The following is a 12,173-nucleotide window of genomic DNA, read 5'->3' on the forward strand; positions in this document are numbered from 1 at the left end:
TCCTTTTCAGTGGCCGGCGACGAATTTCTTTGCAAAGTCCGGCGAAGCGATGCGGTTCATCGCATTGCGCAGCGCTGCGGATTCCGCTTCGCCGAAGGCGTTGTCGAAACGCGAATGCGCCGCGCGCCAAAGCAGCTGCGCCCCTTGCCACTTTTCGACGCCGATCTCCGTCAATCTTGCCCGCTTCACGCGGCGGTCCTTCTCGTCAGGCACGAGTTCCACAAGTCCGTCGCGGATGAGGGGTTTGAGTGTGTGTCCAAGTGCGGAAAGATCCATCACCAAGCCATCGGCCAGGGATTTCAGGGAAGGGTTGCCGTTGAAGTGAATCTGGCTGAGCAGGCCGTATTGCGTCGCCTTGAGCCCGCTTGGTGCCAGCACATCGTCATAGAGCTGGCCGAGTTGCCGGGTGGCGCGGCGCAATGCGCTGTTGCTGCAATAGGCCCAGCTTTCAAAGCCTTCGGTCTTCTCGTCCATAATCGCTCTCCTGAGGCGATGTCTGCGGATTGTTGACGATCAGTCAATCGCCACTTGGAATTTTTCCATCGATTGCTCTTGCGGGAAATCAGGTTCCGAATATGGTGGTATATACCACTAAAAACCTCGGAAAGGATTACCGATGTCTCGCTCGTCCCTTGGAACTGCACTCGTGACCGGCGCTTCCTCGGGGATCGGCGCGACCTATGCCGATCGCCTGGCCAAACGTGGCTATGATCTCCTGCTTGTCGCCCGCGATGCCAGTCGGCTGCATGCGCTTGCTGAAAAGATAACGGCAGAGCGGGGCATCAAGGCAGAGGTGCTGCCGGCCGATCTCACGGAGCGTGAAGATGTCCGCAAGGTCGAACAACGGCTGCGTCAGGATGAAGATATCACGCTTCTCGTCAACAATGCCGGAATCGGTCCGAAAGGCACGCTGCTGGATGATGACATCGACTATCTCGAAACGATGATCGAATTGAATGTCGTAGCCGTGAACCGGCTCGGCATCGCCGCGGCGCAGACATTCGCCAAACGAGGCAAGGGCGCCATCATCAACATCGCGTCGGTCGTCGCGCTGATCGCCGAGCGTTTCAACGGCACCTACAGCGCCACCAAGGCCTTCGTGCTCAATCTGACGCAGGCGATCAACGCCGAAGCGGGGCCGAAGGGCGTGTAGGTCCAGGCCGTGCTTCCCGGATTGACGCGGACCGAAATTTTCGACCGTGTCGGCAGCTCCTTCGACCGGTTCCCGCCGACGATGATCATGGACGTGACGGACATGGTGGATGCGGCACTGGCAGGCTTCGATCAGGGCGAACTCGTCACCATTCCCTCTCTTCCGGACAATGCCGACTGGAACGCGTTTAGCGCTGCCCGTTCGGCGCTTGGCCCCAACCTCTCGCACGACCACCCGGCCGCCCGCTATGGCGCCCCGAGGGTCTGAGGCGCGCACTGTCTTGGACTGCGGCGAACCAACGCAGTTCCAGGTATTTCTGAAGCAAGCGCTCCGTTCCGTTTCGATCAAGGCGCTAGTTCGGAAGTATTACTACAGCTGACCGCGAGCAAATCATATTATATTTAGCTAATTTAACTTGAGATCGCTTTCCAGTATTGAAACCGCCATCCGGCCTTATCTTTGCGCCGGGAATTTCGTCCGTACGCCTCTTTTCACGCAATCAATCAACTCTTCTTGGGCAGGTGACATGCAGGTGTGGAGGGAAACATCCAGAGGGCACCGCCATATCGCTGTATTGCTTGCCGGTCTTTCGATGGCTGTGACAATATTCAATGTCGCCGTGGCCGGCGAGTTTGTGGATATGCAGCTGGTGATCGCGGCTGACGTATCGACATCAATGGATGCGGAGGAAAAGGCGCTGCAGCAGCGGGGCTTCGTCGAAGCGTTCCGGCGCCCGGAAATCATCGAAGCGATCGCAGCAGGCAGGCACGGCCGGATCGCCGTCACTTATGTCGAATGGGGCGGCGACGGACAGCGAAGGCTAGTCATTCCATGGACCCTCATCGCGAATGAGATGGATTCCTGGATGTTTTCGCTGAAGCTTGAGGTGAGTTTACCGGCAAAGATACACCGAGGCACGTCCATCAGCGCCATACTTTCCTATGCCGATTATCTGATCCGCTCCAGCGGCTATGAGGCGACGCGCTCGCTCGTCAATATCTCCGGCGACGGCGTCAACAACAAGGGGCGCGATGTCATGCCCGTCCGCGCCGGGGTCCTTGCCCGCGGAATCACCATCAATGCCCTAGCTGTTGTGTATGGCGGACTGCTGGGCGATGAAGGAGAGGTCATATCGCCCGAAAACTTGCTTGCCTATTTCCGCAGCGAGGTGATCGGCGGACCAGACGCCTTTGCTGAGCCGGTCGCAGCTCCAGAAGAATATTCGCCGGCAATCTATCGCAAGCTTTTGCGCGAAATCTCCAACATGAGCGAAATCGCAGCGATCGGCGATAAGGCCCGGCATCGCTGAGCTTTGGCGGACAATCGTCACCAGGCCAGATTCAGCGCATCCAGCCCGTGGAAGTGGTAGACGTCCTTCACAGACGGCGTCTTCGCCAACTTGAGGCCCGGCAGCCGTTCAAAGAGGATCGGCAGGACGACGTTGAGTTCGAGCCTGGCGAGCGGCGCGCCGATGCAGAAGTGGATGCCGGCCCCGAAGGAGAGGTTAGGCGCTTCGTTTCGGTCGGGCCTGAAGCTCAGCGGATCGGTGAATCTCGCGGGATCGAGATTGGCGGCGGCAAGGATCAGGCTCACCTTGTCGCCCCGCTTGAAGGAGATGCCATCGATCTCAACGGGCTCCAAGGCCCAGCGCTGGAAGATATGCACCGGCGCGCAGATACGCAGCGTTTCCTCGACCGTGCACTCCGTCGCCGCTTCGTCTTTGAACAGTTCGGCGGGATCACATCCGCTTTCCAGGATGACGCGGACCGAGTTGCCGATCTGGTGCACGGTCGCCTCGTGGCCGGCATTGAGGAGCACGATCGTTGTCGAAACCAACTCGGCATCGGTCAGGTACTGGCCCTTGTGCTCCGTGTGGATCATGTGCGTCAGCAGATCGTCGCGCGGGTTGGCGCGGCGCTCGGCAATCACCGTCTTCACATAATCGGAAAAGTCGCTTGCGGCTCGCTCGGCGCCGTCCTCGTCTTCGCGCGTGCGGCCGAAAAGATACATGCGGATATAGGCGTGTGACCAGGCAAGAAGCTGCGGTCCCATTTCTTCCCGAATGCCGATCATGCGGGCGATCATCGTCACCGGGATGATATCGGCGAAGGCGGAAAGCAGTTCGACCTCGCCCTTGTCCTTGAAACCGTCGATGAGCTTGTTCGCGAGCTCCGCAAGCTCCGGCTTCATCTTTTCGACATGGCGTGAGACGAAGGCGCGGTTGACGAGGGTGCGCAGGCGCGTGTGCTCCGGCGGCTCGAGTTCGAGCAGCGAGTAGCGCTCGGCCAGATCGAAATTTGCCAGATGCTGCTCCGGCTCGGCAAGGCCCAGCTCTTCGCGCGTCGCGATATGCAGGATCTGGCGGCCGAAGCGCCGGTCGCGCAGCAAGCCGTTCACATGGTCGTAGCCGGTGAAGAACCACTGCTTCTGCTGTTCCCAGTAGAAGGTCGGACAATGGCAGTGCAGCGCCTTATAGACCTCGTTCGGATTGCCGTAGAAAGCCGGATCGCTGCTGTCGAGTGAAACGCGGCGGGTGGCGGGATCGATCGAGAAAAAGGGCGCTATCATCATGTTCGCAGGCTTAGCGGATTTGACAGGCCCCGAAAAGGTGGATCGGACGGTCAGCTGGCGCGCGACAGCGAGCCCATCCGCCGGAGCGCGTCGACCTGATCGTCAACCGTCGGGACCAACTCGCCGGCATTCTTGTCCATTTCCGCAGGTGCGGGGGCGGCGGCTTCTTCCGCCCCGAAAATGACACTGCAGTTCCGGCCAGCGGCCTTTGCCGCATAGAGTGCACGGTCGGCTGCGGAAATCAGCTTGTCCATATTGGTTTCGGCCGCAGAGCTGAGCGCAATGCCGATGCTGACGGTGGCCGGCACGATCGCCTCGCCGGTTGCGACCGGCACGCGGCAGAATTCGGCGCGGATCGATTCAGCAAGCGCCTCCGCCTCCATCTGGTCGGAAACGATCGCGAAGGCTGCGAATTCCTCGCCTCCCATGCGGCCAAAGACGTTGTCCGGCACGAACTGGCGCGCCGTCCTCGCAAATGCCGAAAGAACGGCGTCGCCCGCCTGATGGCCGAAACGGTCGTTGACGCGTTTGAAATGATCGAGATCGAAAAGCAGGACTGCGATCTGGCGCTTGTCGTCGAAGGCCTTCTCATGCATTGCATCGAACCGGGCGAAAAGGCCGCGGCGGTTCCAGACGCCGGTCAATGAATCGGTGAGGCTCAAGGCGCGCAAGTGCTTTTCGGAACGTTCCATGACCATGCGGCAGGTGAATGCGAAGGCGATCGTCAGCAGAAAGGCGCTCGCCATGGCAGCTGCGCCGCTGTAGTTGGTCGCTTCTGCGTCGCTCGGCAAGGTCACGGCCATCGTCAGAGCCACGGCAAAGCAGAGCCATGCCTGGCCGATGAAGACGGCGGCAAGTTTGCCGCGCGTCGGTTCGCGGCGCATGCCGGCGCTGCAGACGGCCATGGCAAGGCCGGTGGCGCCGGTCGCCGAAGCAAGATTGTAAAGGATGACGCGGTTGCCGTAGTCGTCGTTGACCCAGGGCAGGTAAACGCCGGCAAGCCATATCGCCGGCGGCAGCAGCGCCCACCATTCGATCTTCCGGCGATCGAGCGCCATGAAGCCTGCAACCCAGGCGCTCTGGCCGAGGAGTGCGGTCGCATTGCCGGCCTCAATCGACAGGATATCGGGGATTTGGCTGCGCAGCGCGATCATGGCAAAACCGGTGCCGCTCAACAGGAACCCGAGGCTCCAATGAAGATAGGCCCTGTTGCGGACGTTATGGCGCCAGGCCATGAACAGCAGCAACGCGAGCGTCATGGCTTCCGCGCACCAGATGGCTAATCCTGTAGTAATATTAAACACGGCAACACCCCTTGGAATGCGGGCAGTTTCGCCGCCGAAATTCTCCAGTCGATTAATGCCGGAACGCCTTGTGCCCTATATTCGCCATTAGGCTTTCCACAAGGTAAACCGCCTCAGGGACTATCCGAGTGTATTTAGGGTTCGTTCATCCTGTCGCGGAGAAAAGCTGTGAGCGCGCTTGGTGGCCTCTCCCGGTCAAGCGGCAGCTGGGAGATAGCCCTGTCATGAGGTTCATCCTGCGCCGGGCTCCGCTTCTTAACGTTATCCTTATGCGTGTCTTGAAGAAGAGGGCGGTGACACTCTATGTAGGGATGAAGCATTTTCTTTGATTCCCGGCGGCAGCCGGCAGACGTTGGCAAAGGACGCACATGAGAAACCCAGTCGATACCGCTATGGCCCTCGTGCCGATGGTCGTGGAACAGACCAATCGCGGTGAACGCTCCTACGACATCTATTCCCGCCTGCTGAAGGAACGCATCATCTTCCTGACGGGCGCCGTCGAGGATCACATGGCGACGCTCGTCTGCGCCCAGCTTCTCTTCCTCGAGGCCGAAAACCCGAAGAAGGAAATCGCGCTCTATATCAATTCGCCGGGCGGCGTCGTGAGTGCCGGCATGGCGATCTATGACACGATGCAGTTCATCAAGCCCGCCGTTTCGACGCTTTGCATCGGCCAGGCGGCCTCGATGGGCTCGCTGCTTCTGGCCGCCGGCCACAAGGATATGCGCTTTGCCACTCCGAATTCCCGCATCATGGTTCACCAGCCCTCAGGCGGCTTCCAGGGGCAGGCATCCGACATCGAGCGCCACGCCAAGGATATCCTGAAGATGAAGCGCCGGCTGAACGAGGTCTACGTGAAGCATACCGGCCGCAGCTACGAAGAAGTTGAAAAGACCCTCGACCGTGACCACTTCATGGATGCCGACGAGGCTCAGAGCTGGGGCGTGATCGACAAGGTCCTGACGTCGCGCATCGAAATGGAAGGTGATCAGGCCTAGTAATTAATAGGGATGGTGTTTTTGCCGCCACAGTTCTATCCCATTTGTGATTGAACAAGGGGTTTAATGCGGTAGCGAAGACGCTAATAGTAACTATTAATGCTATGTTGAATCTGTATGACATAGCATTCGGCATTCGAAGGGGAGTTCGTTGCCGCCGGAACCCGGGCATGTTTTGGCTGGGTACCGGTTTATACCCCTTAAAGCCTTGGCCGGCTGATGCTCCGGTGGGAGCAGGCCGGCGGGCCATTGAGTGGACCGCGATTTCACCTTGAAATGCGGCGTGCTGGAAGGAAAGTGATATGAGCAAGGTCAGCGGCAGCAACGGCGGCGACTCCAAGAATACCCTGTATTGTTCGTTCTGCGGAAAGAGCCAGCACGAAGTCCGGAAGCTAATCGCCGGGCCGACCGTCTTCATCTGCGATGAATGCGTCGAACTGTGCATGGACATCATCCGCGAGGAGAACAAGTCCTCGATGGTCAAGTCTCGCGACGGCGTTCCCACGCCCCAGGACATCATCAAGGTTCTCGACGAATACGTCATCGGCCAGCGGCAGGCGAAAAAGATACTGTCGGTTGCCGTCCACAACCATTACAAGCGCCTGGCGCATGCCACCAAGAACAGTGAAGTCGAACTGGCAAAATCGAACATCATGTTGGTCGGCCCGACCGGCTGCGGCAAGACCTATCTCGCCCAGACGCTCGCCCGCATCATCGACGTTCCCTTCACGATGGCCGATGCAACGACGCTGACCGAAGCCGGCTATGTCGGTGAAGACGTCGAAAACATCATCCTGAAGCTTCTGCAGTCCGCCGACTACAATGTCGAGCGCGCCCAGCGCGGCATCGTCTATATCGACGAGGTCGACAAGATCTCCCGCAAGTCCGACAATCCCTCGATTACTCGCGACGTGTCGGGCGAGGGCGTGCAGCAGGCGCTTCTGAAGATCATGGAAGGCACGGTCGCTTCCGTTCCTCCGCAGGGCGGCCGCAAGCATCCGCAGCAGGAATTCCTGCAGGTCGACACGACGAACATCCTGTTCATCTGCGGCGGCGCCTTCGCGGGTCTGGACAAGATCATCTCGGCACGCGGCGAGAAGACATCGATCGGCTTCGGTGCGACCGTCAAGGCGCCGGATGACCGCCGCGTCGGCGAGGTGCTGCGCGAACTCGAGCCGGAAGATCTGGTGAAGTTTGGCCTCATTCCGGAATTCATCGGTCGTCTGCCGGTACTGGCAACGCTCGAAGACCTCGATGAGGATGCGCTGATCCAGATTCTTTCGGAACCGAAGAACGCACTCATCAAGCAGTATCAGCGCCTGTTCGAGATGGAAGACGTGGAGCTCACTTTCCATGAGGACGCGCTCCGCGAAATCGCCCGCAAGGCGATCGTACGCAAGACCGGTGCCCGTGGCCTTCGCTCGATCATGGAAAAGATCCTGCTCGATACGATGTTCGAACTGCCGGCGCTGGAAGGCGTTCGCGAAGTCGTTATCTCCGAGGAAGTTGCCCGCGGTTCTGCCCGTCCGCTCTACATCTATGCAGACCGGCAGGAGGAAAAGGCAAACGCCTCGGCCTGATGCCCGTCCTCGTATGGTTAGATTTAGGGGCTTGCCGAAGGCAGGCCCCTTTCTATTTGAAAAACCGTGTATGGTCCTGTTAATAATGGCTGGCAAGACTGGGAAAACGCTATTGCTGACGTTGCGGAATGTTCCGTCCTTGGGGATGATGGAATGATTCCATAGCGGGTTTTCCGGCCTGGTGTTTTAGCCGGTTCGAAAGCGGTAAGCGTCGATCCAGTTAGGCGCTTCATTGTACTAGCGTTCCGTTGTAATAAAGCTGTCACAACCGTGGAACGCGGGCGTTAGCGTGGCTTGAAATGCATAGTCAGAACCTCCACTTGTAGCCCAAGTGAGAGCGCCGGCCGATCGCATGCGGCCGCGCAAAGAGCCCGGAAACGGGACGATGGAAAGGAAATAAAATGACGAAGAAAACGTCTGTAGCGAGCAGCACTGCCTATCCTGTTTTGCCCCTGCGCGACATCGTGGTCTTCCCCCATATGATCGTGCCGCTGTTCGTCGGACGGGAAAAGTCGATCCGCGCGCTTGAAGAGGTCATGGGTTCTGACAAGCAGATCATGCTGGTCACCCAGATCAACGCAAGCGATGATGATCCGGATCCTTCAGCAATTCATAATGTCGGCACGGTTGCCAATGTTCTGCAGCTCCTGAAGCTGCCCGACGGCACCGTGAAGGTTCTTGTCGAAGGCCGCGCCCGTGCCGAGATCGATGCCTATACCAGCCGCGAGGATTTCTACGAGGCGCTCGGCCATGTGCTTGACGAGCCGCATGACGACCCGGTCGAGCTGGAAGCGCTGTCGCGCTCCGTCGTTTCGGAGTTCGAGAGCTATGTGAAGCTCAACAAGAAGATCTCGCCTGAAGTGGTCGGCGCTGCCAGCCAGATCGACGATTATTCCAAGCTCGCCGATACGGTTGCTTCGCACCTTTCGATCAAGATTACCGAAAAGCAGGAGATGCTGGAAACCACCAGCGTTAAGGCTCGCCTCGAAAAGGCGCTCGGTTTCATGGAAGGCGAGATTTCGGTCCTGCAGGTCGAAAAGCGCATCCGCTCGCGCGTCAAGCGACAGATGGAGAAGACCCAGCGCGAATACTACCTCAATGAGCAGATGAAGGCGATCCAGAAGGAGCTCGGAGACGGCGAGGAAGGCCGCGACGAAATGGCCGAACTGGAAGAGCGCATCTCCAAGACCAAGCTTTCCAAGGAAGCGCGCGAGAAGGCTGACGCGGAGCTGAAGAAGCTGCGCCAGATGAGCCCGATGTCTGCCGAAGCAACCGTCGTGCGCAACTATCTCGACTGGCTGCTCGGCATTCCGTGGGGCAAGAAATCGAAGATAAAGTCGGACCTCAACCACGCAGAGCAGATCCTCGAAGCCGATCACTTCGGCCTGGACAAGGTCAAGGAGCGGATCGTCGAGTATCTCGCCGTGCAGGCCCGTGCAGCCAAGCTCAAGGGCCCGATCTTGTGCCTCGTCGGCCCTCCGGGCGTCGGCAAGACCTCGCTTGCGCAGTCGATTGCCAAGGCGACCGGCCGTGAGTATGTCCGTATGGCGCTCGGCGGCGTTCGCGATGAAGCCGAAATCCGCGGTCACCGCCGCACCTATATCGGCTCGATGCCCGGCAAGGTCATCCAGTCGATGAAGAAGGCGAAGAAGTCCAATCCGCTCTTCCTGCTCGACGAGATCGACAAGATGGGCATGGATTTCCGCGGCGATCCGTCCTCGGCCCTGCTCGAAGTGCTCGACCCGGCCCAGAATTCGACCTTCATGGATCACTACCTGGAAGTGGAATACGACCTGTCGGACGTGATGTTCATCACGACGGCGAATACGCTGAACATCCCGGCACCTTTGATGGACCGCATGGAGATCATCCGTATCGCCGGCTACACCGAAGACGAAAAGCGCGAGATCGCCAAGCGGCACCTGCTGCCGAAGGCCATCAAGGAACATGCGTTGCAGCCGGAGGAATTTTCCGTCAGCGACGATGCCCTGATGGCGATCAGCCAGCAATACACCCGCGAAGCCGGCGTGCGTAACTTCGAGCGCGAACTTATGAAGCTCGCCCGCAAGGCGGTGACCGAGATCATCAAGGGCAAGGCGAAGTCGGTCGCCGTCACGGCCGCCAACATCGACGACTATCTGGGCGTTCCGCGCTTCCGCCACGGCGAAGCCGAGCGCGAGGACCAGGTCGGCGTGGTCACCGGTCTTGCCTGGACCGAAGTCGGCGGCGAGCTGTTGACGATCGAAGGCGTGATGATGCCGGGCAAGGGCCGCATGACGGTCACAGGCAACCTGAAGGAAGTCATGAAGGAGTCGATCTCCGCTGCGGCCTCGTACGTTCGCTCGCGCGCTGTCGATTTCGGCATCGAGCCGCCGCGCTTTGACAAGAGCGACATCCACGTGCACGTGCCGGAAGGCGCGACGCCGAAGGATGGCCCCTCGGCCGGTGTCGCCATGGCAACCGCGATCGTCTCGATCATGACCGGCATTGCGGTCAACAAGGATGTTGCCATGACCGGCGAGATCACCCTTCGCGGCCGCGTTCTGCCGATCGGCGGCCTGAAGGAAAAGCTGCTCGCAGCGCTTCGCGGCGGCATCAAGAAGGTGCTGATCCCGGAAGAAAATGCCAAGGATCTGGCGGAGATTCCGGACAACGTGAAGAACAACATGGAAATCATCCCGGTATCCCGCATGGGCGAGGTGATCAAGCATGCGCTGGTTCGCAGGCCTGAACCGATCGAATGGGATGGAACGGTTGAAACGCCGGTCATCGCGACGGTCGAGGGCCTCGATGAGACAGGTGCAGCCATCGCTCACTGAGCGCTGCCTGCCACATTTATGTCAAAATGCTGCAAAACTCGGAAAAGGCTGGCTTAAAACGCCAGCCTTTTTTGTGAAAACGTCACAGAGCCGCTTGCTTTTCCTTGATTTGCAGGGCTTTTGGGTTGCGGCGGGCCTGATGAAACTTATTCTGTGCCTGGCTTACAGATTTGAGTCGTTTCGAACCATTGAAAGGGGTGGAAACATGAACAAGAATGAACTCGTGTCCGCAGTTGCCGAAAAGGCTGGCCTCACCAAGGCTGACGCTGCCTCTGCTGTCGACGCTGTTTTCGACGTTGTCCAGGCTGAACTGAAGAAGAAGGGCGACATCCGTCTCGCCGGCTTCGGCAGCTTCACCGTTTCTCATCGCGCTGCCACCAAGGGCCGCAATCCGTCCACCGGCGCCGAAGTCAATATTCCGGCTCGCAACGTGCCGAAGTTCACGCCCGGCAAGGGCCTGAAGGATGCCGTTAACGGCTAATGAGATTTCTGGCCGCCGGATAACGAGACTGGCAGCCCAGGTTTGGAGGGGTCCGGCGAAAGCCGGACCCTTTCCACTTTCCGCAGGTCTTGCGGGCTTTTCAAGTTTCATCTACGGCTTTTCAGTTCTCAGGGCGGGTGAAAGTCCCCACCGGCGGTAAGGGCCTCGGCCCGAGCCCGCGAGCGCCTTTAGCGCGCCCATGGGGGGGAGGGGTCAGCAGATCAGGTGCGATGCCGGAGCCGACGGTCATAGTCCGGATGAAAGAGAATGATCGCATGCACGAAGGGACAGGGAACTGTCCGGCGGTGCTGTTGCGCTCATGCGTCCTGATGTGTGTTGGTCCTTTTTATCTTGGATGAATGACCTGAATCAGACTTCCCTCATTATTTCAACGTCGCATGCCATGGCAGGTGCCGCCTGGATGGTGCTGGCCGGCGTGGTCTTCTCGATCCTCAACGTCGTCACGCAATGGGCGGCGATGAAGCTTGCCTTCCCGTCAGCCTCCATTGCCTTCTGGCAATATGCCTTCGCGCTCGTCTTCTCCCTGCCGTTCCTCTACCGGGCCGGCTTTTCGGCGATGCGCACCAATTATCCTGGCGCCATGTCGTGCGCGTCGCCTGTGCGGCGCTTGGCGTCGAAGCCTGGGTCACGGGGCTCGCCTCCGTGCCAATCTGGCAGGCGACCGCGCTGGTGATGACATCGCCTTTTTTATCATTCTCGGTACGAGACCCTTGCTCAGGAAACGGGTTGGTCCGGCCCGTCGGACGGCAACGGTCGCCGGCTTTGCCGGTGCGATGATCATCTTGCGGCCCTGGTCGGTCAGTTTCACTTGGGCGGCCCTGCTTCCGATCCTCTCGGCGCTGCTCCGGGCGCTTCCTCGCTGATCACCAAGAATCTGACGGGAATCGAGCGGCCCGAAACCATCACGGTCTGGCTGCTGGTGCTTCTGACGCCCATCAATGGCGGGCTTGCGCTGGCGGCCGGCTTCGAGGTTCCGGCGGGCGTCAAGCTGGGGCTTTTCGTACTCGCCGGCCTGCTGACTGTGCTCGCGCAGTATTTTCTCACACTTGCCTATACAGCGGCCGATGCTGCCTATGGGCAGCCCTTCGACGATCTCAAACTGCCGCTCAACGTCTTTGCCGGTTGGCCCGTCTTCGGCTATGCGCCTACCGGTTACCTCTGGCTCGGAGCGGCATTGATCTTTTGCGCCTCCCTCTTCATCATGCGCAACGAACTGCGCCGCGAGCAGACGGCTGCATCGAACATG

Annotated in this window: 8 protein-coding genes, 2 pseudogenes and 1 riboswitch; of the genes and pseudogenes, 7 read left to right on the forward strand and 3 right to left on the reverse strand. The window is 59.4% G+C overall.

Going from position 1 to position 12,173, the window contains the following annotated elements:
* Window positions 1-6: 6 nt before the first annotated feature.
* On the reverse strand, window positions 7-474 hold the full coding sequence (locus RGR602_RS07165) for a MarR family winged helix-turn-helix transcriptional regulator (RefSeq protein ID WP_039844548.1): 468 nt from the start codon (window positions 472-474) through the stop codon (window positions 7-9).
* 142 nt (window positions 475-616) lie between these two features.
* Here RGR602_RS07165 and RGR602_RS07170 point away from each other — a divergent pair.
* Together RGR602_RS07170 and RGR602_RS07175 are read left to right on the forward strand one after the other, a co-directional pair.
* Window positions 617-1,420, forward strand: a pseudogene (locus RGR602_RS07170) (SDR family NAD(P)-dependent oxidoreductase).
* A gap of 325 nt (window positions 1,421-1,745) precedes the next feature.
* Window positions 1,746-2,462 carry a DUF1194 domain-containing protein gene (locus RGR602_RS07175; RefSeq protein ID WP_170251229.1) on the forward strand — a complete coding sequence of 239 codons (717 nt, stop codon included), beginning with the start codon at window positions 1,746-1,748 and terminating at the stop codon, window positions 2,460-2,462.
* A 17-nt stretch (window positions 2,463-2,479) separates the two neighbouring features.
* Here RGR602_RS07175 and RGR602_RS07180 read toward each other — a convergent pair whose 3' ends face one another.
* Window positions 2,480-3,724, reverse strand: coding sequence for a cytochrome P450 (locus tag RGR602_RS07180; RefSeq protein ID WP_039844549.1), 1,245 nt, complete (start codon window positions 3,722-3,724; stop codon window positions 2,480-2,482).
* Window positions 3,725-3,774: 50 nt separating this feature from the next.
* Complete coding sequence (locus tag RGR602_RS07185) at window positions 3,775-5,028, reverse strand: sensor domain-containing diguanylate cyclase (protein WP_039844550.1); 1,254 nt, start codon at window positions 5,026-5,028, stop codon at window positions 3,775-3,777.
* 368 nt (window positions 5,029-5,396) lie between these two features.
* Here RGR602_RS07185 and clpP point away from each other — a divergent pair, with 368 nt between their 5' ends.
* The 5 genes and pseudogenes from clpP to RGR602_RS07210 form a co-directional block, all read left to right on the forward strand.
* Window positions 5,397-6,026 (forward strand): ATP-dependent Clp endopeptidase proteolytic subunit ClpP, encoded by a 630-nt coding sequence (gene clpP, locus RGR602_RS07190; protein WP_039844551.1) that lies wholly within the window; start codon window positions 5,397-5,399, stop codon window positions 6,024-6,026.
* Between the two features lie 302 nt (window positions 6,027-6,328).
* The gene (gene clpX / locus RGR602_RS07195; RefSeq protein WP_022714809.1) at window positions 6,329-7,606 is read left to right on the forward strand and encodes an ATP-dependent Clp protease ATP-binding subunit ClpX; all 1,278 of its coding nucleotides are present in this window, start codon (window positions 6,329-6,331) and stop codon (window positions 7,604-7,606) included.
* 401 nt (window positions 7,607-8,007) lie between these two features.
* The gene (lon, locus tag RGR602_RS07200) at window positions 8,008-10,425 is read left to right on the forward strand and encodes an endopeptidase La (protein ID WP_039844552.1); all 2,418 of its coding nucleotides are present in this window, start codon (window positions 8,008-8,010) and stop codon (window positions 10,423-10,425) included.
* A gap of 205 nt (window positions 10,426-10,630) precedes the next feature.
* Window positions 10,631-10,906 carry a DNA-binding protein HupB gene (gene hupB / locus RGR602_RS07205; RefSeq protein ID WP_028739578.1) on the forward strand — a complete coding sequence of 92 codons (276 nt, stop codon included), beginning with the start codon at window positions 10,631-10,633 and terminating at the stop codon, window positions 10,904-10,906.
* A 120-nt stretch (window positions 10,907-11,026) separates the two neighbouring features.
* Window positions 11,027-11,179: riboswitch (FMN riboswitch) on the forward strand.
* Window positions 11,180-11,261: 82 nt separating this feature from the next.
* Window positions 11,262-12,164 (forward strand): annotated as a pseudogene (locus tag RGR602_RS07210) (DMT family transporter); the annotation flags it as partial.
* Window positions 12,165-12,173 lie beyond the last annotated feature (9 nt).

The sequence above is a fragment of the Rhizobium gallicum bv. gallicum R602sp genome, from assembly GCF_000816845.1.
GTDB lineage: Bacteria > Pseudomonadota > Alphaproteobacteria > Rhizobiales > Rhizobiaceae > Rhizobium > Rhizobium gallicum.